Raw genomic sequence first — 25,614 nt, forward strand, 5'->3', positions numbered from 1 at the left:
CAACAGCTCCAATCTCCCTGACTGTTTGTACGGACCCCGGCGGACCGGTCAAGACCCCCACAGGACGAAGTCAAAGCCGGGTGTCCGCAGCGTAGGGCGACGGTGTGGGAGGAGCCGGGGCGGGTACCAGTGCGGAGACCAAAGAATTCTGTGAAGCGGGCGTTGGGTCGGAAGACTCCTGCGTCTGAAGACTTGGGAAGAAGTCTGGGATGAGAAGAGCTTCTGTCCGGGCCTGGAAGTCCTGGCGTACACGTCCTGTGATGCGGATTCCGCTGGACGCAACCGACGTGGAGAGCGCCAACCGGCGGTTCTTGCTCTACGGGGTGCTGCCGCTGTGGTTCGCGCCCAGTGTGGCCGATTGGGTGATGCACCGGCGCACTCGGATCGAGCAGACCACTGGCGTGCGGGAATCGCTGATCCACCTGCTTATGATGGCCGAGGCTGGCGTGCCGATGACGCTGGGGCTGTTGGCGCGAATCAATCCGCTGGTGCTGTCGACGATGGGCGGGGCGGCAGCGTTGCATGGCGCGACGGCGGTGTGGGACGTCACCGTCGCCACATCGGAGCGCGAGGTGCGGCCGGTAGAACAGCACATTCACAGCTTCCTGGAAGTCCTGCCGTTGACCGCGACTGCATTCGTGGCATGCCTGCACTGGGACCAGGTCCGCGCGATGGTGCGGGGCGGGGGAGACGATGCGTGGAGACTGCTGCCGAAGGACCAACCCCTGCCGACGCGGTACCTGGCGGGTCTAGCCGCCGGAGTCGCCTTGTTCGTCGCACTGCCCTACGGCGAGGAGCTGATGCGGTGTCTGCGGACCAAGCGCGCAGCGGGTTGACGCTCGACTAGGGGACCTCGCGGTGACGAGTTGGTGGTCGGCCCCGAGGGGCTGAGGACCACTGGCCGCGCGTCATTCGTCGCTGAGATCGCGAGGCTGTAGCGCTGCGGTGGCAGGTCCGTGCAGTACCTCGCCGCCGATGGAGAAGCGGGAACCGTGGCATGGGCAGTCCCAGCTGCGTTCGACTTCGTTGAACGCCACGAGGCAGCCCAGGTGGGAACAGACTGCGGACACCGCGTGCAACGCGCCTTCATCGTCCCGGTGCACAGCGCAATGCTGTCCCTTCCATCGCACGACAGCACCGCCGCCCGGCGGGATGGCGTTCAGCGCGTCGTCTCGGCCCGGGCACAGCCGATCGGCGACGAAGTGGCGGGCGGTGGCAAGGTTCGCTTTGACGAAGGCACCGGCTTCGGCGATCGGGTGGATGCGCCGAGGGTCGTACAGCCCCGCCCAGGCGACGTCCTTTCCCTCGATCAGGTCGGCGAGCATCCGGCCTGCCATGGCGCCTCCGCTCAGGCCCCACCCTCCGAATCCAGTCGCGACGTAGACGTTCCGCGCGGCGAGGTGGAAGAGGCCCACATGCGGGACCCGGTCGGTGGTCCAGTTGTCCTGCGTGGCCCAGTGATGAGTGATTTCCCTGATGGGAAAACGCTCACGAGCCCAGCTGGTCAGACGTTCGAACCTTTCGGTCACGCCTGGCTCACCGGGGGTGTACTTTTCGCCGGTGACGATCAGCAGCCGGCTCCCCTCACCGTAGGGAGCGCTACGCACCGACCGTGTGCCTTCGTGCGGGGTTATGTACATCCCGCGTGGGGCAAGCTCTGCGTCCATCGGACTGGCGATCACCAGTTCCCGTAGCGGCCTGAGTCGGCTGAAGGCCAGGGAGCGGTCGAAAGCCGGGTAGTGGGTGGCGATGACCACGGACTCGGCCGTCACCGTGGCGCCGGTGTCGGTGGTGACCTTGTTGGTGCGGCCTTCCCGCAGGTGCGTCACTCGGCTGTGCTCGTACATGCGCCCGTGTTGCCGCGTCAGGTCCTCGGCGAGGCCAAGCAAGTAGCGCCGGGGGTGGAACTGGACCTGCTCGGCGACGCGAATACCTGATCCGGTGGCAAAGGGAAGACCGGTATCGGTCACCAGGGACGCGTCCAGGCCGGCTTCGCGAGCGGCATCTACCTCTTCGTGGATCTCGCTGTTGTGCTGAGCGTCAGCTGCGTAGGTGTAGGCCGGACGGCGCTCGATCTCGCAGTCGACACCGAGGTCCATGGCGGTGGCAACGACACGCTCCACCCCTTCGGACTGGGACTGCGCGTACAGGCGCGCGGCCTCGGCGCCGAATCTGGAGCGCAGGTGCGCGTAGATCAGTCCGTGTTGGGCCGTGAGCTTGGCCGTCGTGTGGCCGCTTACACCGGCAGCGATGTGTGCCGCATCCAGAACCACCACGGACCGCCCTGTCCGCGCCAGCTCCCACGCGGTGCACAACCCTGCCATGCCGCCGCCGATGACTGCGACGTCGGCGTTCACGTCGTCGTCCAGTCGCGGGTATGACGTATGGGCGGCTGACTCCATCCAGTACGAGATGGGCTCGCCAGGGATTGTCGCCATACATGCTGTATACCCAGATATAGGCGAAAGAGGTGGTGCGCTACATGGGGATCGTGTGTTCTTCCGGCTACCGGTGAGCAGGCGGTCGACCACCCGCAGCACCGCCATCACCACGCGATTGAGGAGGTCCACGGCCCCGAGCGCGGGCACTGACACCACACCCGTCTCCCGCGCGACGCTCACATGCGCCGTCACCGGCCGCCGCCCGACGTTCAGCGGCAGGTCGGTGAGCTGCGCGCCACTGCCGCCCGCGCGCCCGCTCCAGCGGCGGCGAGGCACGACGCGGCGCAGTGCGGTGTGGTCTCGTCGACCTCGAAGTCGGCCTCAACCTCGGCCTCAACCTGCCGCACGGACTTCTACCGTGGCGAAGATTCTGTCCTGCGGCCCTCCGCTCTGCGGAGCCCACGCGTCAGCCGCCGCGCACGGCCTTTCGTACGGCGTCGCGGATGCGGTCGGCAACGGCCAGGTAAGGACCGAACGCCATCCTTTCCACCGCCGAGTCGGCTCTCGGGTGCGGACGAGTCGGGGCCAGTATTTCGGCGGCCCTGGCAAGCTTCGCCAGGAGTTGGACTCGTGCGGCGCCCCCGGCCTCGCGCAGTTGGGGGAGTTCGAACCGTTCCTCGGATTCCATGTGGGCTGCCACGGCGTCGCGCAACGTGCCGAACTTGTCGCTGAATTCCGCGGCCTCCGGAGCCCGGGAGACGATGTCGTGAAGTTCACCGAGGAGTTGTTCGGTCTCCCGCTCTTCCGCCAAGCGGGCGGAGACGACCTCCTGACCGCCTTCGATGGTCCGTCGCGCGAAGGGGTGGACGACCTCCGCCTCGGCGGTCTCGTGAACCATCAGTTGACGGACAAGGCGGTGGAACGCTTTCTGGCGCTCCTTGCCTTCTGCCGCCAGCACCTCGTCCATCTGACGTCGAATCTCTTGGTGTTGGCGTTCGAGCATGAGCACGACGTCGTTGCTCTCCGGGGCTTGGCCTACCGTGGCATGCTCGGTCATTTGCCTTCCTTTACGGGTACGCTCCACCGGCCGAGCCGCGCCGGAACCGGTTCGTTGTGGTGCCGCGCGGCCCGGTTGGCGAGTGCGGTGACCCGGTCGACAAGCCGTGAGTCAAGGCGTTCACAAGCCTGGACCCCTGACATGGTCTGTACCGGACCCGTGCCGTTCCCGGACGATGGCAGCAGCCGGTCGACAAGGGAGAGCATCCGCACCGCGGTGACAGGAGCCACCCCGTGCAAACGGACGGCGGCCTTCGCGGCCGGGGTGAGGATGATTTCCGGGCGGCGACGCTCGGCGGCACGCACTATGGCTCGGGCCGCGCGTCCAGCGTTCATGGACAGTAGGGGCATGCCTGCTCCCGTCGCGAACCATGCGTACTCCTGCTCGGCGTTCCCACCGAACCGCGCGGCGAAGTGCGAGCCGGTGCGCATGAGTCCGGGGATCACGGTGGTCACGCTGATACCAGTGGGGGCCAGTTCCGCCCGCAGGCCGTCACTGAACCCGGTGGCCGCGAACTTCGCCGCCGAGTACGGCAGCAGATGCGGAACGGCGACGCGGCCGCCGATTGAGGTGATGTTGACGATCCGTCCCGTCCCACGCGATCGCATCCCTGGCAGAACGGCGAGGACCATCCGCAGTTGGGCGAAGAACATCAGCTCCATCGCCTCACGGAAGTCCTGCTCGGTCATCGTCTCCATCGGCCCGACCTGGATGATCCCCGCGTTGTTGACCAGGATGTCGACGTGACCGAAGCGCTCCTGGGCGTCCGCGACCAACCGCTCGGGTGTCGCCGCGTCGGTGAGGTCGGCAACCGTCGAGTGCACCTCGGCTCCCGTGGCGCGCAGTTCCTCCTCGGCTCGACGCAGTTCGTCGGCGTCCCGGGCGCAGATGAGCAGTCGGCACCCGCGGCTCGCCAACTCGCGGGCGATCAGCAGTCCAAGCCCTCGCGAACCTCCGGTGACCAGCGCGGAGAGTCCCTTCAGCGGGCTTTTCGTTGTGGCCAATTTCGGGCTCCCTTCGCTGTTTTCCCTGCCTGCCCGTCAGCTCAACCGCCGTGCCGCCATTCGCGGCCACGAGATGACTTCGGTTGTGCCACGGTCGCCTCCGCACGAGTGCGTCGGGGAAACGGGGCGTGTCGTTCAACAGCGTCGTGTCCATGGGGCAACCGCGGTGAACCGCGAAGAAGACAGGAACGCGCGGGCCGGCGTGCACGTTGTACACGACCTCGTACGCCCCGGAATCGCTGGGCGCCGTACGGACCACGAGCATGGCGTGCTCGCTGTCCAGGAGCCGCAGCCGCCGGTCACGGAAGGTGCGCGGATCTCGGTGGTCGCTCGAGGGCGACAGCAGGGCGACGGGGCCACCGGCGATATGTGGAGCAAGCGCCAGGTCAACCGCTGCCCTGACCATCTCATCGCGCCCCCCGGTGGTGTCCGCTCCGGGGGACCGTACGAACAGCCTGAGAGGACGGGGCACGGCATCCGGTTCGGGTACGCGGGTATTCGTCACTGACACGTTACCGTCGTCCACGACGACCTCCACGTGCAGACGCCGTTCCCCTCGACCCTAGACCGGCCTGGTGCGCCGCGCACCTTCGGCGGCGGATGGCTGTTTCCCTCGTCCCAGCGGATGGTATGTGTGTCCGTGCTGGTGAATCGGGGCGCCCGGGGGCACGGGGTTGCCTGAGCGGGCTACGCGCCTCGCGCCACCGCAGTACGCGCCCAACGACCTCGCGGCATCGGCATTCACGTCGTCGGGCATGGGAATCCCCCGAACCCATCCGGGTGTGTCAATCCACTTCGCCCGGGTACGCGGAAGGAGAAGATACCCAGCCTGACGTCGCTCGGACTGAGAAGCCCCGGGGCGGATGGCAAGTGCGCGTCTACTCGCGTGCCCGCATCCGACGCCGTATGGGAGGCCACCGCGATGACATCGACTGGATGCTTCCTCTACTGCGAGGAGTTCGGATCCGAGGAAGTACTGGTACAGACCCGCGTGGCCGAGCACGCCGGGTTCGAGCGTTTGGCCATCTCGGAGGTGAAGTGAGCCCCCGGGGCTCACGTCCGCCAAGGCGGCCAGGTGGAAAAGGCACTTGAGGAGGGAGGACAGCGTGAAGGTCGCATTTCTCGTAGCACCGGAAGGCGTTGAACAGGTGGAGTTGACCGACCCGTGGCAGGCGGTCCGCGAGGCCGGTGGCACCCCCACCCTCGTATCCACGAAACCCGGGAAGATCCAGGCGTTCAACCATCTGGACAAGGCCGACACCTTCAATGTCGACACCACCGTCGAAGACACCTCGGTGGAGGACTACGACGCCTTGGTGCTGCCCGGTGGCGTGGCCAACCCGGACTTCCTGCGGATGCATGAGAAGGCAGTCGCGTTCGCCAAGGGCTTCTTCGAAGCCGGCAAGCCGGTCGCGGCCATCTGCCACGCTCCATGGACGCTGGTCGAAGCCGACGTGGTGAGGGACCGGACCCTCACCTCGTGGCCCAGCCTCAGGACCGACATCCGAAATGCCGGTGGAACGTGGGTCGACCAACAGGTCAAGGTCTGCCACTCAGGCAGCAATGCCCTGATCACCAGCCGCAAGCCGGACGACCTCAAGGCATTCAACGACGCCTTCCTCTCGGAGTTCGCCAAGGCGAAGGGATGAGCCGGGGGCCTCGTCTTCCAGACGGACGAGGAGGACACGATGGCCGGAAACCACGAAGAGAAACCTGACGAAGGGCTCTCCGTCCCACAGGACGCGCGAATGGCTTCCGGCGCCGCACCACCCGCAGAGTCGGGCGTTTCCGGACTCGGCCCACCACAGCCCGAAGCACCGCGCAGGAACTGGCGTCCGGGCCCGTTGACGCCTGTCTGGGTCGTGGTGGCACTCATCCTGCTTCTGGTGGTGGCCCTGGCCGTCTACATGGCCGTCAGGTAAGGGCACCTCCCTGGTTTGGACGGGTCGAGTGCGGCTACCCGCAGGGAGAAGAACCTGTCCGAGGCGAGTAGGCACAAGGAAGGGACACAGCGATGAACAAGGCGGAGCAGGAGCGCGCCCAGGCGGCGAAGCTTCCCGCAGATGACGTGGTCGGCATACTCCTTCAGCAGCACGCGCGCATCAGGGACCTGTTCGACGAAGTCAAGAGCGCTGAAGGTGAGCGCAAACAGCAAACTTTCGAGGAACTGCGGGCTGTCCTCGCGGTGCATGAGACCGCGGAGGAGATGATCGTGCGGCCGGTCGCCAGCGAGACCGCTGGACGGGAGGAGGCCGAGGCCCGGAACAGGGAGGAGGCGGAGGCCAACAAGGTTCTCGCCAAGCTGGAGTCGATGGACATCAGCAACCCGGAGTTCGACGCGATCCTGGCCGAGTTCGAGAAGGCAGTGAGCGATCACGCGGACAAAGAGGAGCGCGAGGAGTTCCCCGCGGTGCATCAAGGCCGCACCGAGGAGCAGCTGATCCGCATGGGGAAGCAGTTGCGCGCGGCGGAGAAGATCGCGCCCACGCACCCGCATCCGGCGACCGCGGGCTCGCCAGCGGCGCAGTGGGCCACCGGGCCCCTGGCGTCCTTGGTCGACCGGACGAAGGACGCGATCCGCTCGGCCGCCGGGCGGGGCTGACGGTAAGGACGCTCGCCGACAGCGAAGGAGCCCAGGCATGACCTCCGGAACCCCGGATCCCCGGCAGCGGGACCACGACGACAAGGACCGGCAACTCGACGGCTTCCGCGCGGCACCCCAGTCCGATGCGCTCACCACCGAACAGGGGGTGCGGGTCGACGACACGGACAACGCGCTGCGCGCCGGTGAGCGTGGCCCGACCCTGCTGGAGGACTTCCACAACAGGGAGAAGCTCACCCACTTCGACCACGAACGCATACCGGAGCGCGTGGTGCACGCGCGTGGTGCGGGCGCGTACGGCTACTTCGAGCCGTATGAGTCGCTGGCCGAGTACACCTGTGCGGACTTCCTCCAGGAGCCGGGGCGGCGCACCCCGGTGTTCGTACGCTTCTCCACCGTCCAGGGGCCGCGGGGCTCGGCTGACACCGTGCGTGACGTCCGCGGGTTCGCGACGAAGTTCTACACCCGCGAGGGCAACTACGACCTGGTCGGCAACAACTTCCCGGTGTTCTTCATCCAGGACGCCATCAAGTTCCCGGACTTCGTGCACGCGGTGAAGATGGAGCCGCACAACGAGATCCCCACGGGTGCCTCCGCGCACGACACCTTCTGGGACTTCTGTTCGCTGCAGCCGGAGTCCACCCACATGCTGATGTGGTTGATGTCGGACCGGGCCATCCCGCGCAGCTTCCGGATGATGCAGGGCTTCGGTGTGCACACCTTCCGGTTCGTCAACGCCGAGGGTCGTGGGACCTTCGTGAAGTTCCACTGGAAACCGCTGCTCGGGGTCAACTCCCTGGTGTGGGACGAGGCGCAGATCGCCGCAGGCCGCGACCCCGACTTCAACCGGCGCGACCTGTGGGAGGCCATCGAGTCGGGCAACTACCCGGAATACGAACTGGGGGTGCAGTTGGTGGCCGAGGAGGACGAAGGCGCCTTCGCGTTCGACCTCCTGGACGCCACCAAGATCATCCCCGAGGAGCAGGTGCCCGTACAGCCGATAGGGCGCATGGTCCTCGACCGCAACCCGCAGAACTTCTTCGCCGAGACCGAACAGGTCGCCTTCCACACCGCCAACGTCGTTCCCGGCATCGACTTCACCAACGACCCGCTGCTCCAGGGCCGCAACTTCTCCTATCTCGATACCCAGTTGATCCGGCTGGGCGGACCCAACTTCGCTCAACTGCCGGTCAACCGGCCCATCGCGGACGTCAACACCAACCACCGGGACGGCTACGGCCAACAAGTCATACAGCCGGGAAACAGCTACTTCCCCAACTCGCTGAGCGGCGGCTGTCCGGCACACGCGGGCGCGGGTGACACCAGTGGTGTCTTCCGCCACTACCAGGAACGAGTGGCCGGCGAGAAGGTCCGGGTCCGCAGTGACAGCTTCAAGGACCACTACAGTCAGGCCACCTTGTTCTGGAACAGTATGTCGGACTGGGAGAAGGCACACATCGTCGAAGCGTTCCGCTTCGAACTCGGCAAGGTGGGTTCGGCCGAGGTGCGTGAGCGCATGGTGGCCAACCTGTCCAACGTCCACGGCGATCTGTGCGCCGCCGTGGCGGCGGGCCTGGGACTGCCCGCGCCGCGGCCCGCCTCCACCGTCCACACCTTCTCGTCGCCCGCGCTGAGCCAGGAGAACCTCGCTGGCAACGGCATCAGCACCCGCAAGGTCGCCGTGCTGGCGGCGGACGGTACCGACGTCGAGCAGGTCGAGGCGCTGCGCGGCGGCCTGACCGAAGGCGGCGCCGTGGTCGAGGTGCTCGCGGCCAGCGAGGGCAGCGTGCGCGGCACCGACACCGCGGTGTTGGACGTGGACCGGGCCCTGCCGACGATGGGGTCCGTACTGTACGACGCCCTGCTGGTACCCGGCGGCAAGCAGGCCGTACAGACCCTTTTGGACGATCCGGCCGCGGTGCGTTTCGTGGAGGAGAGCTACCGCCACGGCAAGCCGATCGCCGTCCTGGGCGAAGGCAAGCAACTGCTGACCGCCGCCAGGCTGCCGACCGAGGTACTGAACGGTGACGGGACGGAACAGGGCGTGATCAGCGCCGACAGCGCCGATGACATCGCCGACGCCTTCGCCTCCGCGATCGCACGGCACCGCTTCATGCGCCGCCCGGGACTGCTCAATCCGGGAACGGTCGACTGAGCACCGCACGGCCGGGTCAGCGATCCCGCCCGGTCGTGTGACGACGGACACATCAGCGGGTCAGGTGAGTGGTCGGTCGGCCGGGTGCCGACCGGCCGCTCGCCGCGTGTGAGCAATGCCACTCGGTCGGCCAACCTCGCTTTGGCACAGGGGTGTTGGGGTGGTGCTCGGGGCATGGGCACGAGGTGTTGTCTTCCGGTGCACGGCCGGCGTCTGTGAGACTTCTCGACGTGCCGCTCTCACCGTCGAGAGCCGCGGACCACGAAGCACCCGCCGCCCCAAGGCGGGGCTCTGTCCGCTTCACCGCCGTGCCACCGCGCCTCTCGCGCTGACCGGGATACCGCCTCGTGCCTGTTGCCGTTGAACTCACCCCTGCCCAGCGGACCGCTGACACCCTCGAAGAACACCGCCCCACACAGACGCCCGCGCGCCCGGAGCGTTCGCCCTGGCGCTGCCTGCGCAGCCGCAGCATGCGCTGGTGGTCCACGGCGAACCTGTTCTCCAACCTCGGCACCTGGATGCAGCTCACCGTGCAGAACCTCCTGGTGCTGCAGTTGACCGGCTCCGCCGCGATGACCGGGCTCTCGCTCTCCGTCCAGGCCGCGCCGGGGCTGCTGGTGGGACTGCTCGGTGGCGCCGCGGTGGACGCCTGGCCGCGCAAGCTGACGGCAGCCGTCAGCCAGGCGGTGCTGGGGACCATGGCGTTCACCACCGCCGCCCTGGTGTCGTTCCACATGCTCAGCGTCCCGGCGCTCATGGTGATGGCCGCCGTCACCGGTCTGGTGGCGACGGTGGACGGACCGGCCACCTCGCTGCTGGGTAACGACCTGGTACCGGAGAGCGACGTGCCTTCCGCCATCGCGCTGGGCTCCGTGGTGCACAGCGTCGGCCGGCTGGCCGGTACGGCGCTGGCCGGGATCACCATCGCGGTGGTCGGGGAGGCCGGTGCCTACGTCGTCAACGGGCTGTCGTTCCTGTTCGTCTCCGCGGTCATTCCCTTTCTGCGCCCGGTGGCGCGGGAACGGAAGGCCGCGCCGACGCCACCGCGCGGACGCGCCGCGGACGAGCCGCGCATGGCGTTGCGCGAGGGCCTGGCGTTCTTCATGGGCCGCCGCCGTCTCGTGGCGCTCATGGTGATCACGGCGGTGAGCGCCGTGCTGGGCCGCAACTACGCCTTGACCCTGGCGACGCTGGTCACCGGCCCCCTGCACGGCGGCCCGGCCGCCTATGGTGTGGTATCCACCGTCCTGGCCATCGGCGGCACCGCCGGTGCGGTGCTGGCCGGGCGGCTGCGTCGTCCCTCGGTCCGCCTGGTGGCGGTCCTGGCCGCCGCCGGTGGGCTGCTCCAGATGGTCGCCGGATGCGCTCCGCTACTGCTCATGTTGCTGGTCGTGGTGGTACCGATGGCGATCGTCGAGTCGATCTCGGACACCGCGGCCACCACGATCCTGCAGACCGATCCGCCTCCGCACATGCGGGGCCGCGTCCTCGGCGTGTGGAACAGCGTCAGCACCGGCTGGGGCCTCGCCGGCCCGCCCGCGCTGGGCCTGCTCATCCAGGTCGCGGGCGCGCGTGGCGCGCTGGTCGCCGGTGGTCTGATCATCGCGGCGGTGATCGGCGCGGGTGCCCTGGCCCACGGCCGCCTTCAGCGGGTCTCGCCGGCACCGGTGCGGGAGGCGTTCGCCACCGCGTCCTGACGGGTCAGCGGTGCTGGGCCGCACTGGGCGATCCCGTCGCAACGGCCCGCAGCTCGCGTTCCGGCCAGCCGGGCACCGGCCTTCGGTGCAGCAGTGCGCTGGGCAGCCGGGGCAGTGGGCAGTGCGCGGCCCCCCAGCCACGGGCGGTCAAGTCGATGGCGAGCAGCGCTTCCTCCCCGCCGAAGTGCAGCAGTGGATGGACCCCCCCGGCATCCACGAACGCCGCCCGGCGCACCACGCTGGCGCAGACGAGGAACCCGAGCGCGGAGGGGCCGGGCAGGTCGGGGGCGGGGCCGAGAGGGGAGCCGGCCAGCACCGCGTTCAGGGGGTCGGGCCGCTCACTGGTCCCGACGCGGGTGGCCGCGGCCAGCAGACCGAGTCGGGGATGGGCGTCGAAGGCGGCGACCGCCGTGGCAGTGCCTCCGCGTCCCACCACGAGTCGTCGTCGCTGAACGCGACGTAACGGCTGTCGAGCAATGCGACGCCGTGGTTCCGGGCGACGGCTCCCTCGTTGCGCGCCAGTCGCAGCACCCGCACGTCGGGGAAGTCGGCACGTACCGCGGCGGACGTGCCGTCTACGGAGGCGTTGTCCACCACCACGATCGGCGGCCGACCGGGTAGCGCGCCCAGTCGGCTGAGCGTGGCCAGTAGCCGGGAGCGCCGGTTGCGCGTGATCACCACCAGGCCGACAGCGGGGCGTTGTCGTGCCGCGCCCATCAGCCGTCCGTCCCGGTCAGCCTGTGCCTGCGCGCCGGGCCGGGTGGAAGCGTGTTGACGGCGTCCAGCACCTCCTCGACGGTGATGCGTAGCAGCCGTTCGTCCGGCTGCTGGCCATGGGCGTCTCCCGGACGCCCGTCGCCGTCCGGGTCGCCGTGCCACAGCACCCGGTGCGGCCCGTCGGCGGGCGGTCCCCACAGCCGCGGGTGCACGGGGCCGAAGAGGACGACGGACGGTGTGCCCAGTGCGCTGGCGAGATGGGCCAACCCGGTGTCGCCCACCACCACCGCTCTGGCGTGGGCGAGCAGCGCGGCCAACCGTTTGAACGGGATGTCAGTCGTCCCGCCGACCACGCTTCCCGGCGGCAGCCCTGCCTGGACGGCCACGGAGTTCGCCAGGTGGCCTTCTCCCGCGCCCGCCGTGACGACGACGCGGTGACCGCATCGGTGCAGCGCCTGCGCCACCGCCGCGAACCGCTCGGCGGGCCAACGGCGGGCCGCCGCCTCGGCTCCCGGGTGGATCACGATGGCGCCAGGCGCGGATGTGCGGGTGTCGGGCACCGTGATCGCGAGATCACCAGGGTCGGCGGGCAGGCCGTACCAGTCCAGCAGGCGGCACCAGCGGGACCTTTCGTGTTCCTCCGGCAGCCAGGGCGGTCCGCAGGGCTCGGCGTAGGCGAGCAGCGCCGACGGGCGCAGGGCCCTCAGCGGCAGGCAGCTCGCGGCTCCGCTGCCGTGCAGGTCGACGGCGATGTCCGGGGGGCGGCCTGCCCAGATCAGACGTTCGGGAACCGAGCGGCCCGGGGCGGTGGTCGGCAGCAACCGGTGGACGCTCCCGATGGTGGCCACGGCGTCGGCCAGTTCGGCCGAACACGCCAGGGTGATGCGGTGGTCCGGCAGGCGGCGGCGCAGCGCCCGCAGGGCGGGCACGGCCGCCAGCAGGTCGCCGAGGCCGAGCGCCCGGAGCACCAGGACCTGGCGAACGGGCGGCTGTTCGGACGTACTGAGGCCCATCACGATCAACCCGTTACTCGGTCCGTACCGCCGCGGCGGCGGCGCGCAGGGCCAGTTCGGTGGTGGAACGGCCGTCGATGTACGGGAGGACGAGGGCCTGGCCGCCCCAGGCGCGTAGGACATCGGCCTCCGGGAGCGCTTCCGCGGTGTAGTCGCCGCCCTTCACCCAGACATCGGGCCGCAGTTTGCGCAGCAGTTCGACGGGCACGTCCTCGTCGAAGACGGCCACCGCGTCCACGCAGGCCAGCGCACTGAGCACGCGGGCACGGTCTGCCGCAGGCGCCAGCGGTCGTCCTGGTCCCTTGAGCCGGGTGACCGACGCATCGCCGTTCATGCACACGATGAGGCAGTCGCCCGCCCGGCGTGCCGACTCCAGCAGCCCTACGTGTCCGACGTGCAGCAGGTCGAAGCAGCCGCCCGCCGCGACCACGGTCCCGCCACTGGCACGCACCGACCTCGCCAGGGCGAACGGATCCGCGCTCTGCGGCACCGGCTCGGCCCGCGTCGTGCTCGGGGCAGCCCACAAGGCGGGATTGCCCACCCCGCCGTGGGCGACGAAGTCCGTGGCGGCGGTCACCGCGCACTGCACCGCCTCCTCGATCAGCCCTCCGTCGGCCAGCGCGCTGGTCGCGGTGGCGGCGAAGCAGTCACCCGCGCCGCACGGATCGCCCGCCTCCTGGCGCCGGGCGGGTAGCAGCATGGGCGAGGCGCTGCCACGGCTGAGCAGCGCACCGCGCTCACCCAATGTGATGACCACCGCGGCCGCCTGCCAGTGGTCGCACAGGGCGTCGGCGCGGGCCGCGTACTGACGCAGCGGATTGCCATCGGCGGCGACCATATGCTCGGTGAGCGCGCGCGCTTCCGTCGCGTTGGGGGTCGCGAGGCGCACTCCGGGTACCGGCGCGCCGCCACGCGGATGCGGATCCCACACCACGGGTACGCGCTGTGCGGCTTCGGCGAGCTGGGACCGCAGGGCGCAGGCGGTGCCCCTGCCGTAGTCGGAGACGAGGACAGCCCCGGCTTCCGCGATCGCCCGGCGTACCGGTTCCGTGGGCTCGCCCGGGGTGCCTCCGCCGTCGTCAAGCCGGGCCAGTGGCCGGTTACCCGCCCTTACCCGGGTCTTGACGGGGATGGTGCCGTTCAGCGGGAAATCCACGATCCGGACCCGGTCGGCGAGCAGGGAACGCACCGTGTCGTCGGCTTCGCCCTGGCCCAGCGCGGTGACCAGGATGACCTCGCGCCCGTCGCGGGCGGCGAGTGCCGCGGCCAGACCCGCACCACCTGGGCGCGTCCGCACACCGTGGACCTCCACCACCGGTGCGGGCGCGTCGGGGGCGAGTCTGGTCGCCTGCCCGTCGATGTCGCGGTCCAGGAGTGCGTCGCCGACCACCACGAGCGGTCGCTTCCTCATGAGTACGCACCCACGGAGAACGGCGCGATCACGCCGGCCCGCGCCACGATGAGACTGTCGGCCGAACGGGTGACGGAGTCAGGATGCGATCCGACGGGGTTCGCCGCGCCGGATACGACTGCCGTGCACCACTGTCGCCTGGGAGCCCGCATTTCGCCTCCTTGCCCGGTGAAGTGCCAGCACAGGCTGGTCTTCCCACGGTGCCGTCCACGGCCGTCCGATTACCCAGCCTGCTTGCAGTGCGCCGGATTCGCGACCTGAGCCGGGTACTGCTGACGGGCGGCCTTCGGATGGGCATCATGGAGATGCGATGACCGGTCGTCTCACAGCCGATCGCTGTGCATGGCTGTTGGTGAGCCGAACCTTGGCCCCGACTTCGAGTGGTCAGGAGTGGGCATGGGTGAGTATTCGCCCATCCGCCGTGGTGGGCGTGCGCCTGCCGGGTGCCAGACACGCCGTCTTGGTGTGGAAGAGGAGCTTCTCCTGGTCGACCCGGACTCGGGAGCGGCGAAGGCGGTCGGTGAACAGGTCATGGAGCTGTCCGGGGAAGCGGACGGGTTCCAGACGGAACTTCAGGCGGAGCAGTTGGAGATCGCCACCCGGCCCTGTGCTCAGCTGGAGGAACTCGCCGAACAAGTCCGCGCGAGCCGCGCCGCCTTGTCGCGCAGAGCTCGCCAAGTGGGAGCGGAGGTGGCGGCGCTGGCCACCTCACCGGTCCCGGTCGACCCGACTCTGAGCCGGTCACGGCGCTACGAGCGGATGGCCGAGACGTTCGGTCTGACCACGCGGGAGCAGCTCAGCTGCGGTTGCCACGTTCATGTTGAAGTGGCCTCACAGGAGGAGGGAGCCGCGGTCATCGACCGCATCCGGCCTTGGCTGGCGCCGCTCATCGCGCTGAGTGCGAACTCGCCGTACTGGCAGGGCCGCGACAGCGGCTACGCCAGCTACCGGTACCAGATGTGGAACCGCTGGCCCACTGCCGGGCCCACAGAGTTGTTCGGGTCCAGCAAGGCCTATCACTCACTGGTGTGTGAGTTGTTGCGTACAGGAACCTTGTTGGACGAGGGAATGGTCTATTTCGACGCGCGGCTTTCCCATCACCTTCCCACCGTGGAGATCCGGGTCGCCGATGTCTGCCTGGAGGCGGACGACGCCGTGCTGGTGGCGGCGCTCGCGCGAGGGCTCGTGGAGACCGCGGCGCGAGAATGGCGCGTCGGCCGACCCCCGGACCCCGTGCCCGCGCAGGTCCTGCGGCTGGCTGCCTGGCGGGCCAGCCGCTTCGGGCTGGACGGGTGGCTCCTGCACCCGTTGACGCACACACCGGCCCCCGCCGCCGAGGTGGTGAGGACGCTGTCGCGTCACGTGCGGCGGACACTGTCCCAGGACGACGCGATGACTTGCGAACGCCTCCTGGACCAGTTGCTCAGCCGAGGCACCGGCGCGGGGTTCCAGCGGGCGGCCTACGCCGCACGCGGCTGTCTCGCCGATGTCTCCCGGGCCGCGGTGGCCCGCACCACCGGGCGGTGACATGGGCCGATGGAACGGACGGAGGGTCAGTTCGGGGGCACACGGTCGTAAGGGCCGGGGAGCGGGTGTACGGAGATGGCCTCGCTCGTCGTGGCGCTGGCCAGCGCCGCGTCGAACGCCTCACAGAGCAGATGCAGGGCGACCAGATGGGTTTCCTGCACGGTCGCGGTGTGTTCGGCGCTGACGCACAGTGCGGCATCCGCCCGGGTGGCCAGCGGGTTGGGACGTGGTCCGGTCATCGCCCATACGACGAGGTCACCCGCGTGTGCGGCGTCGGCGGCGCGCATCAGGTTGGGGCTGCGTCCCGAGGTGGACATCAGCACCAGCACATCCCCGGGACGGCCGTGCGCGGTCACCTGTCGCGCGAACAACTCGTCGAAGCCGTAGTCGTTGCCGATGGCGGTCACACTCGACGTCTCGGCGTGCAGGGAGATCGCCGAGTAGGCGGGGCGGTCGGTGCGGTACCGGCCGACCAGTTCCGCGGTCAGGTGCTGTGCCTGCGCTGCGCTGCCGCCGTTTCCGGCCGCCAGCAGCCGGCCCCCGCCGGACAGGACGCCCGCCAGCAGCCGGCCCCATCCGGTGAGCAGCGGGGCGTGTTCGCGGCGCAGTTCCACCAAAGCGCTCTGCAGGACGCGGCAGTGCTCGGTGGCGGGGTCGGTGCCGCCGCGCGGTGCGGCGTCCCGGATGCCAGCGGAGTGGTCGAAGGAGTGTCTCATCGTGCCGTCCTCACGTCGGTTGCCCGGGTCCGGACGGCGGCTCCCCGCGACGCGTCGACCAGGGTCTCGTCGTAGACCTGTTCGGTGGCCGCCGCCACCCGGTCCCAGCTGAACCGCCTGAGCACCCGGCGCCGCCCGGCAGCGCCGTAGGCGGCCCGCAGACGTGGGGAGCCGAGCAACTCCCTTATGCAGTTGGACAGTTCGACGGCGCTGGCCGGGGTGACGAGTCGTCCGGTGGTGCCATGGGCGACCGTGTCCAGATGGCCTCCGACCGCGGTGGCGACCACGGGCACTCCGCAGGCCATCGCCTCAAGCGGCGTGATGCCGAACGGTTCGTACACCGACGGGCACAGCACCAGATCGGCGCTGCGGAGCAGGGCGGGCATGTCCTTGCGCGGTACGCCGCCCAACATGACGAGCCGGTCGCCCACCCCGGCTTCGGCGGCCAGTTTGGCCAGCCGCCTGGCCTCCGGATCACCCGCCAGCCGTTCCAGCGGGGGGCCGCCGGCGACGAGCAGTTCCGCGGCGGGAATCCGGGCGAGCGCGGCGATGGCCAGGTCCGTCCCCTTGCGGGGAACCAGGCGCCCGACCTGGAGCAGCCGTGGCCACCCGTGCCGTTGGGCCCGTTCGCCATGAGGGACGAAGCGGTCGACGTCCACGCCGCACGGCACCACTCGGACGTGTTCGGCGGGGATGCCCATGGCGTGTAGTTCGCGTACTTCATCGCGGCAGGTGGCGATGATGCGGTGGCATGCGCGCCCGATCGCGATCTCAAGCACGATCCGGTTGCGCGAACTGGTGTCGGCGGCGCCCTGGTGGCGGCGCTTGACAGAGCCGAGGGCGTGGTAGGTGTGGACGACGGGAACGCCGAGGTCGTGGGCTCCACGCAAGGCGGCCAGGCCGGACATCCAAAAGTGCGAGTGCACCAGGTCCGGCGGGTGCCGCGACCAGTGGCGGGCCAGGTAGACGCCGAACTTCCCCATGTGGGGCAGCAGTTCGTCCTTGGGTATTCGCCGCGGCGGTCCGGCCGGTACGTGGTGCACGGTGACACCGTCGCGCAGTGGAATCTCGGTGGGCAGGGTTCTGGCATCGCGCCGGGTGTAGACGGTGACCTCGTGTCCCCGGTCGGCGAGCGCTCCGGCGAGCGCCGCCACGTGCACGTTCTGCCCGCCCGCGTCCACCTCGCCCAACGTGGCCAGGGGGCTGGCGTGTTCTGAGACCAGGGCGACCTTCAACCGCGTCATCGACGGCTCACCTCTTCCAGAAGACGATCCCAATCGGTCAGGAACCGCTTGAGCCCGTACCGCTGCAGTGCGGCCTGGCGTGCCCGCGTCCCATCCGCGGTCGCGGCATCGGGGTCGCGGACGTAGGCCCGCACGGCATCCACCAGTTCCTCGGGATCGGTGGAGACCACTCCCGCCCCTGGTGGAACCGCGCGTACCACCTCGGTGGTGGCGAGCGCGACCACCGGCATGCCCAGGTGCATGGCCTCCAGCAGGGACAGTCCCAGCGAGGTCCAGCGCACCGGGTGGACGTACACCCGGCGCTCGGCCAGCGCGGTGTGCAGCCCGGACTGCGGAAGGTCATCAGTACGGCAGCGGTCCTGCGGCAGACCGAGGTGCGCCGCGAGGCCCTTGGTGCGCATCCCGAACACGTCGAGTACCGCGGCCTCGGAGAACAGCGGCAGCAGATCGGTCCCGGTGGTGCGGCCACGTCTGATGGGTTCGTTGACCACCACCGCCGCGTGCGGCAGTCGGCCGGTGTAACGGTGACCAGGGTCCGGGATGCCGTGCTCGATGACTTCCGTACGGGTGCCGCCGTTGTCCCAGAACAGCCGGTTGAAGTGACTGACGTGGACCAGCGTCACATCGTCGCGGTCGGCCATCGGGTGGCGGGTGTCGGGTACCTGGCCGTCGGGCGCGTTGTGTTCCAGGTAGATGGTGGGGATGTCCCTACCTGGGCGCCGCCCGAGCCACTGACGCACCAACTCCTCCTCGTGGGGCCGCTGGAGCACCACCACGTCCGGTTCGGCGTTCGCCAGGAGATCCGTCGGCAGCTCCCTGACCGAATCCGGCCAGGCGAAGGTCCGCGCACGCCCGAGTCCGTCGGGCCCGCGGTCCGGTGTCACCGGGACCAGATAGGTGTGCGGTCCCTGGACGAACGCGGTCGTCCATGAGCCGTGTACATGCCATAGCAGGATTCTCACGCGGTCACCTCACGCGCCGTTGGTCGGTTGGCCGTCAGGGCCGGGGGAGCGACAAGCTCGTCCACGGCCCTGACGACCTCCTGGGAAGTGATGGAGTCCAGGCACGGATGGCCGGGCACAGGGCAGCGACGAGCTCGGGTTCCGGCGCACGCCGCGCTCTGCTGACCGAGGATCACGTGCCGCACCCCGTAGGGCCGCCAGCGTTCGACGGGCACAACGGGTGAGAACAGCGAGACGACGGGCGAGCCCACCGCCGCCGCGAGGTGCGCCGGTCCGGTGTTGCCGACGACGACGGCTCCGGCATCCGCGAGGACCCCGGCCAACTCGGCGAGTCCGGTACGGCCGCCCAGGTCGAGGGCGCAACCGTCGGCAACCGCCTCGGTGAGCGCCGTTTCGCCCGGTCCACCGGTGACGACCACCCGGTGGCCCGCCACGGTCAGGGCGCGCACCACCGAGGCCATCCGCCCCAGGCTGGGCGCACGCGCCGGGACGGACGCGCCGGGGTGGACGACGACGTACGGGCCGGGGCCCGTCAGTGGCCGGGCGCTCGGTGGGGTGAGGATCTTGAGCCGCCCGTCGTCGCCGCGCGGTAGCGCGAAGCCGTCGGCAACCGCGAGGTCCAACGCTGCCCGCGCCTCGTGTCGTCCGGGAGCTCTCCTGTGCCGCAGGTCGAGCAGGCTGCCGGGGTAGTCCTCACTGTCAGCGGCGATCCGCCTCACCCCGGCCAGGCGCAGCAGCAGCGCGGCAGGCAGCGGGCTCTGGTGGTACGACGTCAGGATCAGCGCCCGGTCGAACTGACGGGCCGTCAGGACCCGCAAAAGTTCGCGAACTCTGTCGGGGCACAACTCGGGTGGGTTGTATCCGACCCAGGGAGCCTCCCACACCAGCACCTCGTCGACGCCGGGCAGCAGCCGGGCGGCGGTGGCCCCCTGCGGTCCGCACAGCATCGTGACGCCGCTGGATCCGGCGGCCACCGCGCGCACGGCGGGACCGGCGAGGAGTACGTCGCCGAGGTTGTCCAGACGGAGCACCAGGGTCCTCATCGGCCGGCCTCCCGGCCAGACGGCGGACCGATCCCGAGCAGAGCGCGCACCGCCGCCAGCACCGTCGGCGCCGTCTGCGCCGCGGCACTCACCTCGCGCGGGTCGGTCTTCTCGTTCGGCACCAGGATGCCCCGCACCCCGGCGGCGCGAGCGGCGTCGACGTCGGCCCCGATGTCCCCGATCACGGCGGTCCGATCGAGCTCGACGCCCAGCCACGCCAGGGCGGTGTGGATGAGCCCCGGGGCGGGTTTGCGGCAGCCACAGCCGTCGTCCGGGCCGTGCGGGCAGACCACCCACAGGTCGAAGGGGCCGAGCAACTCCTCGACTCGTCGCCGCACCGCGTCGACGTCCGCCGGGGTGAGCAGCCCACGAGCGATGCCGGACTGGTTGCTCACGACCCCCAGGGCGATGCCGTGGCGGCGCAGCGCCGACAGCGCTTGGCGCGCGCCGGGCATCGGCCGTACCCGCTCGGGGGCGCCGTTGTAGGGCACGTCTTCGATGAGTGTGCCGTCCCGGTCGAAAAGCACCGCGCGTGGCCAAGCCGCGGGGACCGCGACGCGCGTGCCGGGGCGGGCTCGATGGATGAGGAGCAAGGGCTGATCGGCCTTCGGACCGGCTGGTGCCGGCCGCGGCGCCGTGCGCGGCCCACCGCCGACTTCCGCGAGACTTCGGGTGCCTACCGCCATCCCCGCACCCGCTCCCTGGCGACAGGCCGAACGCTTGGCCATGAAACGCCGCCGCCCGTAGGGGTCGGCTCGCCGGCCGAACACGCCTTCCAGGGCCTCACCTGGCGGTGGCGCCACCAGCCTCGCAACCAGTGACCGCAGGCAGCGGGCGGGATCAGCGCACTGGTGAGGAGCATGTCCGTCACCTCGCGCGCGTTTCGCGGGCCGCGCAGTATCCGGGTCAACGCCAACTCGGCGGTACCGGCGAGCCAGACCGCGGCGCACGCCCCCGCGGCCCGCGGGCGACGGGCGACCGCACAGGTGGCGGCGACGACCGCGGCGCCGGTGACGGCCAGGTGGACTGGCAGCCGACCGCGCCTGGCTCCCGCCCTGCGCCACCAGCCGCGGCCGTGCAGTCGCGTCATCAGGACATCGTCCGCGTTGCCCGCTTGGGCCCGCACCGAGACCCAGCGGTCGGTTCGGCGCACGGGGTGTTCCGTCTGCCGATCGCCGACGACCAGCGTCCATCCCGCGTCCTTCACCCGCAGGGCGAGGTCGGAGTCCTCCCGGAAGGCCCGTCGGAAGCGCTCGTCGAATCCGCCCACCGCCTCCAGGGCCTGACGGCGGTAGGCCATGTCGGCGGTGATCCACCGGGCGGTGGCCAACGAGGCGGTACAGCGTTCCCAGTCGGTGGGAGCACGGTGGGAAGGCAGCGGTACCCGGATATGCCCCTGGACGCCGCCGACCTCCGGTCCCGCCCGCGAGAGATCCCGGGCCAGTTCACGGGCCCAGTTGCCACTGGGCAGCGTGTCGTCGTCCAGGAAGACGATCCACGGCTCCGTCGTGGCGCTCCACCCCGCGTTGCGGGCGCCAGCCGGGCCGTTGCCGCAGCTCGCGACGATTTCCACTCGTTCGCACAGAGCTGTGGGAACAGTCACCGGCAGCGGATCGCAGTCGTCCAGCGGGCGGTCGTCCACGATGACCACTCGGCGCGGTAGCGGCCCGACGCTGTCGGCCAACGCGGCCAGGCAAACGTTCAGACTGGGCCGCCCGACCGTTGGGATGACCACTGCGTAGGGGAGTTCGGTCTCGCTCACGGCGGTACCTCCCTGGTGCTCCGGTCGCGGTCGAACAGCCGGGCCCGCCGGACCGCGAACGGCCCGATGGCCAACAGGTCGACCGGGCTCGAACCGAAGCACTCCAAAGCGTCGCGAGGGTCATCGACCATCGGGCGTCCGGCCGTGTTGAGGCTCGTGTTGACCACCACCGGCAGCCCCGTGCGACGTTCGAAGTGCGCCAACATCCTGGCGACCAGCGGTTCCCGCTCGGGGTCCACCGTCTGGATGCGCGCGGTGCCGTCCACGTGCACGACCGCCGGGATGCGTTCGCGCCACGGCTCGGCCACTTGGTGGACGAACAGCATGTACGGGCTGGGCAGGGGGCCGTCGAACATCTCGGCGGCTCGCTCGGCCAGGACCATGGGGGCCACCGGGCGGAACTGCTCCCGCCCCTTGACGTCGTTGAGCCGCTCCAGGTTCCCCGCATGCCCGGGATGGGCCAGCAGCGAGCGGTGCCCCAGGGCACGCGGCCCGAACTCGGCGCGGCCCTGGAACCAGGCGACGATGGCGTTGTCCGCCAAGGCGTCGGCAACCGCTGCGGCGATGTCGGTGGGCCGCTCATAGCAGACTCCGGCCCGCTTCAGCCACGCCTCCAGTTCGGCGTCCGACCAGCCCCGGCCGAGATCCGCCCCCGGCATGGGACGCGGCCGGTCGCCGCCGAGCGCCGCGATCCGCAGCGCCGAGCCCAGGGCGGTCCCGGCATCCCCCGCCGCGGGCTGGACCCACACCCTGTCGAACGGGCCTTCGCGTGCGATACGGGAGTTGGCGACGCAGTTGAGCGCCACGCCCCCAGCCATCGCCAGCAGCCGGTCGTGAGTGCGTCCGTGCAGCCACCGCACGAGGTCGAGGAGCACTTCCTCCAGCACCTTCTGGGCGGAGGCGGCGAGGTCGGCGTGCTGCTGGTTCCATGCCTCGTCACCGCGGCGCGGGTCGGCGAACTGTGCCCAGGGCACCCCGGCGGCGTGGAATCCGCCGTCGCCGGTGGCGTAAACGTGCCGGCGCAGTTCGGCCGCCATGCGTGGAGTGCCGTAGGAGGCGAGCGCCATCACCTTGTACTCGTCGCTGGAACGCAGGAATCCGAGGTGCTGGGTGAGTTCTTCGTAGACCAGTCCCAAGGAGTGCGGCAGGCGCTGGCCGGCCAGCGGTTCCAGGTGCCCTCGGGTACGGCGCGCGGCCAGGTGGGAGGTCGACTCTCCACGACCGTCCAGCACGAGCACGGAGCAGGGGTCGGCGTCACCGTCCGCGGCGTATGCGGCCGAGGCGGCGTGGGCTTCGTGGTGCGGCACGAAGGACACCTGCTGGGGGTCGAGACCGGGAAGTGCCTCGGCGAGGAACGCGGGTGCCTCGCGGGCGTAGGTCTGCCGTAGGTGGTCCCACGGGTCCTCCAGCCCCAACTCCTCGGCGCTGCGGGCCAGTAGGGGATCGTAGGAGTAGCCGACCAGATCGATGTCCTGCGGCCGAAGGCTCGCCTCCGACAGGCACCAGGCGATGGCACGCTCCGGCAGTTCCCACGCCGAGAAGGGCACCGGCCGCTTGCCGTGCTTGCGTCGGGAGAACCGCTCCTCTTCCGCCGCGGCGACCACCCGCCCGTCGATGACGAGTGCTGCCGCGGGGTCGTGGAAAAGGGCGTTGACGCCCAGGATGCGCATGGCGGCGCCTTTCGTTCCGCTGGTCCACTGCTACGGGCCGGAGGTGGCTGGTTGTTCGCGGGTCAGGTCTCCGGATGGTTCCGGAACCAGGCGATGGTGCGGGCCAGCCCCTCACGGGCGGGTGTGCGTGGTTCCCACTGGAGCTTGTCGCGCGCCAGGGAGATGTCCGGACAGCGGACTGACGGATCGTCAGTTGGGCGTTCCACGAACCGGATCTCCGATACCGAGTCGCACAACTCGGTGACCAGCCCCGCCAGTTCGAGCATGCTCAGCTCGTCGGCGTTGCCGATGTTGATCGGGCCCGACAACTCCGACGCCGCCACGGCCAGCACGCCTTCGACAGTGTCGTCGACGTAGGTGATGGACCGTGTCTGACTGCCGTCGCCGCTGACGGTCAGTGGCTCACCAGCCAGGGCCTGGCGGATGAAGGTCGGTACCGCACGGCCGTCCCGGGCCCGCATACGCGGTCCATAGGCGTTGAACAGCCGCACGATCGCGGTGTCCACGCCATGCACACCGGCCTCTGCCGTGGTGAGCGCCTCCGCGTACCGTTTCGCCTCGTCGTACACGCTCCGGGGGCCGACCGGGTTGACGTTGCCCCAGTAGCGTTCACTCTGCGGATGCTGTTGCGGATCGCCGTAGACCTCGGAGGTCGAGGCGAAGACGAAGCGCGCCTGGTGTTCCCTGGCGAGCGCCAGTGCGTGGGCGGTCCCGAGACTGCCGGCCTCCAGGGTGTGGAGGGGAAGCCTCAGGTAGTCGGCCGGAGACGCGGGCGAGGCGAAGTGGAGCACCAAGTCCACCGGATCCGGCACGGTGAACGGCTCGGTGACATCGGCTCGCAGCAGAGTGAAGCCATCATGTTCGGCCAAATGGGCGACGTTGGCGGGCGAGCCCGTGCAGAAGTCATCCACGCAGATCACCTGTGTACCTCGGTCGATGAGGGCCGTGCACAGGTGGGAGCCGACAAAACCCGCTCCTCCGGTCACCACCGCTGTGGTCCACCGTCGCCTGGGAGCCCGCATGGCTTCTCCTCTTGGTCGGTGAGCGGCCCGGCTCAGGCCGAAGCAATTCGCGTCGCCGTTACGGCGTCCGAGTACTCAGCCTGCGTGAGTCGTCACCGTTGCGCGACCCGAGTGACTTCTCCTCGTTGGCACCGCACGAGCCGGAGATGCGCGGACAGGGAGTTGCCGGGAGTCGAACGTGCAACCCCCAGAGGTGGTCGTGGAAACGCCCGTCAAGCGAGGCAACGACGCCACTGGTTGAGCTGCGGCCGATGGCGGCGGCGCGGCGCCGGTTGCCGCCGCGGGTGGGCGGGATCATCGTGGAACAAGGGGCCTGTCCGAGAGTTCGGAGGCTGCAGTGATCATCTTGGGCATTATCTGCCTCATCGTGGGCTTCCTGATCAAGATCGCCATTCTGTGGACGATCGGTATCATCCTCCTGGTGATCGGTGCGATCCTGTGGCTCCTGGGAGCGGCTGGACACGCCGTGGGCGGCCGACGGCACTATTGGTAGCCGGGACCACGAAACTGGTAGCCGGGACCACGAACGCCCTCGGCGTGCGGCGAAGAGAAGGCGGTCGGCCGCGCGCCCGGTCGACGCCACCACCTCGCCGAACGCCGAGCGTGGCAAACGTTTCCGGCCCGCTGGTGGCTTACGCTCATGGATCAGTAGCGTTTCCACCCGGAACCCCCGGCGGTCCAGGGCCGCTCTTGCGAGGCCATGAAATCTCTCTTCGAGATCTGCCTGAAGGCCGTGATCGGCGGCCTGTTCGTGGTCTGCTTCGCTCTCGTGGCAGAAGCCGTCCAGCCCAAGCGCCTGGCGGGAATCTTCGCCGCGGCGCCCTCGGTCGCGCTGGGGAGCCTGATCGTGACCGTTGCCTTCAAGGGGCACCACGACGCCGCACTCGCCGCACGGGCCATGGGAATCGGAGCGGTCGCCTTCACGGCGTACTGCCTGGTGAGCGTCCCGGCACTGGGCAGGCTGGGGGCCCTTCGGGGCTCCGCCACAGCGCTCGTCGCCTGGATCGCCGTGGCCACTGCCATCGCCCTGATCGTCGTGCCATGACGCCATCGGCGAACGGTGGGCCTCGTGATGAGGAGCACTCTTCCGGCCGGATCGAGTTCGACGTTCGCGCCGCTTGGCGCATGCCACGCAGGGACCTCCTCATCCGCTTCGCGTTCGGGTTCGGTGTTTCCGCCGTGGCCGCGGTCGTGTCGGCCGGGGTAGGGCCGTTCGAGGGAGGCATCCTGCTGGCTTTCCCCGCCATCTTGCTGGCCAGCGTCACGCTTGTGGCCAAGGAGGAGGGCCTGAGAATGGCACGTGATGACGCCCGTGGCGCCGCGCTGGGCACCCTCGGGTTGCTCGCGTTCGCCGTCTCGGCCGCGATCCTGCTGCCTCGTCACTCCGCTTGGCTCGCCCTCGGCGTCGCCACCGCGGCCTGGGCGGTTGTCTCACTGCTTGCCTACGGCGTGGCCCGAGCGGTGGGCCACGGCGGTGATGAACCCCCGCCCAAGCGGTAGCTGCCTGCGTACGCCGATCCTCATGCCGACCCGCTGCCGGCAAACAGCGGGGGAGACGCGGACGGTGGCTGACGCGGCGTTACGCCCGTGCGCATGACTTCTGACCGAGGGACCCTGGTGGAGCCAGGTCG

At 70.0% G+C, this 25,614-nt stretch carries 26 protein-coding genes; 10 read left to right on the top strand and 16 right to left on the bottom strand.

The genetic code is table 11. The features are described from left to right. The first annotated feature begins 260 nt into the window (after positions 1-260). Positions 261-836: a diguanylate cyclase gene (locus P3G67_RS00680; RefSeq protein ID WP_276091662.1), complete on the top strand. Its 576-nt coding sequence runs from the start codon at positions 261-263 to the stop codon at positions 834-836. 72 nt (positions 837-908) lie between these two features. On the opposite strand, the gene P3G67_RS00685 is transcribed toward P3G67_RS00680, so the two are convergent. The 4 genes from P3G67_RS00685 to P3G67_RS00700 all read right to left on the bottom strand — a co-directional run bounded on the left by P3G67_RS00685 (position 909) and on the right by P3G67_RS00700 (position 4,442). Then, positions 909-2,438 (bottom strand): FAD-dependent oxidoreductase, encoded by a 1,530-nt coding sequence (locus P3G67_RS00685; protein WP_276091663.1) that lies wholly within the window; start codon positions 2,436-2,438, stop codon positions 909-911. A gap of 212 nt (positions 2,439-2,650) precedes the next feature. Beyond that, positions 2,651-2,788: a hypothetical protein gene (locus P3G67_RS00690; RefSeq protein ID WP_276091664.1), complete on the bottom strand. Its 138-nt coding sequence runs from the start codon at positions 2,786-2,788 to the stop codon at positions 2,651-2,653. 59 nt (positions 2,789-2,847) lie between these two features. After that, positions 2,848-3,438 carry a hemerythrin domain-containing protein gene (locus P3G67_RS00695; RefSeq protein ID WP_276091665.1) on the bottom strand — a complete coding sequence of 197 codons (591 nt, stop codon included), beginning with the start codon at positions 3,436-3,438 and terminating at the stop codon, positions 2,848-2,850. Continuing rightward, positions 3,435-4,442 carry an SDR family NAD(P)-dependent oxidoreductase gene (locus tag P3G67_RS00700; RefSeq protein WP_276091666.1) on the bottom strand — a complete coding sequence of 336 codons (1,008 nt, stop codon included), beginning with the start codon at positions 4,440-4,442 and terminating at the stop codon, positions 3,435-3,437. Before P3G67_RS00700 ends, P3G67_RS00695 begins: the two co-directional genes overlap by 4 nt. 1,106 nt (positions 4,443-5,548) lie before the next feature. Between P3G67_RS00700 and P3G67_RS00705 the strand changes: the two genes are divergently transcribed. The 5 genes from P3G67_RS00705 to P3G67_RS00725 all read left to right on the top strand — a co-directional run bounded on the left by P3G67_RS00705 (position 5,549) and on the right by P3G67_RS00725 (position 10,896). Further along, a complete protein-coding gene (locus tag P3G67_RS00705; RefSeq protein ID WP_276091667.1) occupies positions 5,549-6,091 on the top strand; it encodes a type 1 glutamine amidotransferase domain-containing protein in 543 nt (180 codons plus the stop codon). Between the two features lie 99 nt (positions 6,092-6,190). Continuing rightward, positions 6,191-6,364 carry a DUF6480 family protein gene (locus P3G67_RS00710; protein WP_276092042.1) on the top strand — a complete coding sequence of 58 codons (174 nt, stop codon included), beginning with the start codon at positions 6,191-6,193 and terminating at the stop codon, positions 6,362-6,364. Positions 6,365-6,456: 92 nt separating this feature from the next. Further along, positions 6,457-7,044, top strand: coding sequence for a hemerythrin domain-containing protein (locus P3G67_RS00715; RefSeq protein WP_269859603.1), 588 nt, complete (start codon positions 6,457-6,459; stop codon positions 7,042-7,044). 37 nt (positions 7,045-7,081) lie between these two features. Next, positions 7,082-9,199, top strand: a complete 2,118-nt coding sequence (locus tag P3G67_RS00720) for a catalase (RefSeq protein WP_276091668.1) — start codon at positions 7,082-7,084, stop codon at positions 9,197-9,199. A 455-nt stretch (positions 9,200-9,654) separates the two neighbouring features. Continuing rightward, positions 9,655-10,896: an MFS transporter gene (locus P3G67_RS00725; protein ID WP_391858172.1), complete on the top strand. Its 1,242-nt coding sequence runs from the start codon at positions 9,655-9,657 to the stop codon at positions 10,894-10,896. 4 nt (positions 10,897-10,900) lie between these two features. Here P3G67_RS00725 and P3G67_RS35825 read toward each other — a convergent pair whose 3' ends face one another. Genes P3G67_RS35825 through P3G67_RS00740 form a run of 4 tightly spaced genes read right to left on the bottom strand, consistent with a single transcriptional unit; the run spans position 10,901 to position 14,037 of the window. Beyond that, positions 10,901-11,212 carry a hypothetical protein gene (locus tag P3G67_RS35825; protein ID WP_313879547.1) on the bottom strand — a complete coding sequence of 104 codons (312 nt, stop codon included), beginning with the start codon at positions 11,210-11,212 and terminating at the stop codon, positions 10,901-10,903. A 5-nt stretch (positions 11,213-11,217) separates the two neighbouring features. Continuing rightward, positions 11,218-11,613 carry a glycosyltransferase family 2 protein gene (locus P3G67_RS00730; RefSeq protein WP_313879548.1) on the bottom strand — a complete coding sequence of 132 codons (396 nt, stop codon included), beginning with the start codon at positions 11,611-11,613 and terminating at the stop codon, positions 11,218-11,220. Beyond that, positions 11,613-12,626, bottom strand: coding sequence for a glycosyltransferase family 9 protein (locus P3G67_RS00735; RefSeq protein ID WP_276091670.1), 1,014 nt, complete (start codon positions 12,624-12,626; stop codon positions 11,613-11,615). Before P3G67_RS00735 ends, P3G67_RS00730 begins: the two co-directional genes overlap by 1 nt. Positions 12,627-12,639: 13 nt before the next feature. After that, positions 12,640-14,037 carry a PfkB family carbohydrate kinase gene (locus P3G67_RS00740; protein ID WP_276091671.1) on the bottom strand — a complete coding sequence of 466 codons (1,398 nt, stop codon included), beginning with the start codon at positions 14,035-14,037 and terminating at the stop codon, positions 12,640-12,642. A 465-nt stretch (positions 14,038-14,502) separates the two neighbouring features. Between P3G67_RS00740 and P3G67_RS00745 the strand changes: the two genes are divergently transcribed. Next, a complete protein-coding gene (locus tag P3G67_RS00745) occupies positions 14,503-15,564 on the top strand; it encodes a glutamate--cysteine ligase (RefSeq protein ID WP_391858153.1) in 1,062 nt (353 codons plus the stop codon). 26 nt (positions 15,565-15,590) lie between these two features. Here the strand turns inward: P3G67_RS00745 and P3G67_RS00750 are convergent, their stop codons facing one another. From P3G67_RS00750 to P3G67_RS00785, 8 genes are all read right to left on the bottom strand, one after another. Continuing rightward, a complete protein-coding gene (locus P3G67_RS00750) occupies positions 15,591-16,280 on the bottom strand; it encodes a D-sedoheptulose-7-phosphate isomerase (RefSeq protein ID WP_276091673.1) in 690 nt (229 codons plus the stop codon). Continuing rightward, entirely contained in the window at positions 16,277-17,524 is a 1,248-nt protein-coding gene (locus P3G67_RS00755) for a glycosyltransferase (RefSeq protein ID WP_276091674.1), read from the bottom strand. The genes P3G67_RS00750 and P3G67_RS00755 overlap by 4 nt, the downstream gene beginning before the upstream one ends. Continuing rightward, positions 17,521-18,486 (bottom strand): glycosyltransferase, encoded by a 966-nt coding sequence (locus P3G67_RS00760; RefSeq protein ID WP_276091675.1) that lies wholly within the window; start codon positions 18,484-18,486, stop codon positions 17,521-17,523. Before P3G67_RS00760 ends, P3G67_RS00755 begins: the two co-directional genes overlap by 4 nt. After that, a complete protein-coding gene (locus P3G67_RS00765; RefSeq protein WP_276091676.1) occupies positions 18,483-19,529 on the bottom strand; it encodes a glycosyltransferase family 9 protein in 1,047 nt (348 codons plus the stop codon). Before P3G67_RS00765 ends, P3G67_RS00760 begins: the two co-directional genes overlap by 4 nt. Next, the gene (locus P3G67_RS00770; RefSeq protein ID WP_391858154.1) at positions 19,526-20,056 is read right to left on the bottom strand and encodes a D-glycero-alpha-D-manno-heptose-1,7-bisphosphate 7-phosphatase; all 531 of its coding nucleotides are present in this window, start codon (positions 20,054-20,056) and stop codon (positions 19,526-19,528) included. The genes P3G67_RS00765 and P3G67_RS00770 overlap by 4 nt, the downstream gene beginning before the upstream one ends. A 149-nt stretch (positions 20,057-20,205) precedes the next feature. Then, positions 20,206-21,291, bottom strand: coding sequence for a glycosyltransferase family 2 protein (locus P3G67_RS00775; protein ID WP_276091677.1), 1,086 nt, complete (start codon positions 21,289-21,291; stop codon positions 20,206-20,208). Beyond that, positions 21,288-22,961: a carbamoyltransferase family protein gene (locus P3G67_RS00780; RefSeq protein ID WP_276091678.1), complete on the bottom strand. Its 1,674-nt coding sequence runs from the start codon at positions 22,959-22,961 to the stop codon at positions 21,288-21,290. The genes P3G67_RS00775 and P3G67_RS00780 overlap by 4 nt, the downstream gene beginning before the upstream one ends. Positions 22,962-23,023: 62 nt before the next feature. Continuing rightward, the gene (locus tag P3G67_RS00785; RefSeq protein WP_276091679.1) at positions 23,024-23,983 is read right to left on the bottom strand and encodes an NAD-dependent epimerase/dehydratase family protein; all 960 of its coding nucleotides are present in this window, start codon (positions 23,981-23,983) and stop codon (positions 23,024-23,026) included. A gap of 337 nt (positions 23,984-24,320) precedes the next feature. Between P3G67_RS00785 and P3G67_RS00790 the strand changes: the two genes are divergently transcribed. From P3G67_RS00790 to P3G67_RS00800, 3 genes are all read left to right on the top strand, one after another. Next, on the top strand, positions 24,321-24,476 hold the full coding sequence (locus P3G67_RS00790; RefSeq protein WP_269856911.1) for a DUF6131 family protein: 156 nt from the start codon (positions 24,321-24,323) through the stop codon (positions 24,474-24,476). 207 nt (positions 24,477-24,683) lie between these two features. Next, complete coding sequence (locus tag P3G67_RS00795) at positions 24,684-25,028, top strand: DUF3147 family protein (RefSeq protein WP_276091680.1); 345 nt, start codon at positions 24,684-24,686, stop codon at positions 25,026-25,028. A gap of 80 nt (positions 25,029-25,108) precedes the next feature. Continuing rightward, on the top strand, positions 25,109-25,483 hold the full coding sequence (locus P3G67_RS00800) for a DUF3147 family protein (protein WP_276091681.1): 375 nt from the start codon (positions 25,109-25,111) through the stop codon (positions 25,481-25,483). Positions 25,484-25,614: the final 131 nt, after the last annotated feature.

Origin of the sequence: Streptomyces silvisoli (genome assembly GCF_029269905.1) — a bacterium.
Taxonomy (GTDB): Bacteria; Actinomycetota; Actinomycetes; order Streptomycetales; family Streptomycetaceae; genus Streptantibioticus_A; species Streptantibioticus_A silvisoli_A.

Coding starts and splice junctions, on each gene's coding strand:
- P3G67_RS00680 (WP_276091662.1), top strand. CDS start 261: ATGCGGATTCCGCTGGACGCAACCGACGTGGAGAGCGCCAACCGGCGG.
- P3G67_RS00685 (WP_276091663.1), bottom strand. CDS start 2,438: ATGGCGACAATCCCTGGCGAGCCCATCTCGTACTGGATGGAGTCAGCC.
- P3G67_RS00695 (WP_276091665.1), bottom strand. CDS start 3,438: ATGACCGAGCATGCCACGGTAGGCCAAGCCCCGGAGAGCAACGACGTC.
- P3G67_RS00710 (WP_276092042.1), top strand. CDS start 6,191: ATGGCTTCCGGCGCCGCACCACCCGCAGAGTCGGGCGTTTCCGGACTC.
- P3G67_RS00715 (WP_269859603.1), top strand. CDS start 6,457: ATGAACAAGGCGGAGCAGGAGCGCGCCCAGGCGGCGAAGCTTCCCGCA.
- P3G67_RS00720 (WP_276091668.1), top strand. CDS start 7,082: ATGACCTCCGGAACCCCGGATCCCCGGCAGCGGGACCACGACGACAAG.
- P3G67_RS00730 (WP_313879548.1), bottom strand. CDS start 11,613: ATGGGCGCGGCACGACAACGCCCCGCTGTCGGCCTGGTGGTGATCACG.
- P3G67_RS00735 (WP_276091670.1), bottom strand. CDS start 12,626: ATGGGCCTCAGTACGTCCGAACAGCCGCCCGTTCGCCAGGTCCTGGTG.
- P3G67_RS00740 (WP_276091671.1), bottom strand. CDS start 14,037: ATGAGGAAGCGACCGCTCGTGGTGGTCGGCGACGCACTCCTGGACCGC.
- P3G67_RS00750 (WP_276091673.1), bottom strand. CDS start 16,280: ATGAGACACTCCTTCGACCACTCCGCTGGCATCCGGGACGCCGCACCG.
- P3G67_RS00755 (WP_276091674.1), bottom strand. CDS start 17,524: ATGACGCGGTTGAAGGTCGCCCTGGTCTCAGAACACGCCAGCCCCCTG.
- P3G67_RS00765 (WP_276091676.1), bottom strand. CDS start 19,529: ATGAGGACCCTGGTGCTCCGTCTGGACAACCTCGGCGACGTACTCCTC.
- P3G67_RS00780 (WP_276091678.1), bottom strand. CDS start 22,961: ATGCGCATCCTGGGCGTCAACGCCCTTTTCCACGACCCCGCGGCAGCA.
- P3G67_RS00785 (WP_276091679.1), bottom strand. CDS start 23,983: ATGCGGGCTCCCAGGCGACGGTGGACCACAGCGGTGGTGACCGGAGGA.
- P3G67_RS00795 (WP_276091680.1), top strand. CDS start 24,684: ATGAAATCTCTCTTCGAGATCTGCCTGAAGGCCGTGATCGGCGGCCTG.
- P3G67_RS00800 (WP_276091681.1), top strand. CDS start 25,109: ATGCCACGCAGGGACCTCCTCATCCGCTTCGCGTTCGGGTTCGGTGTT.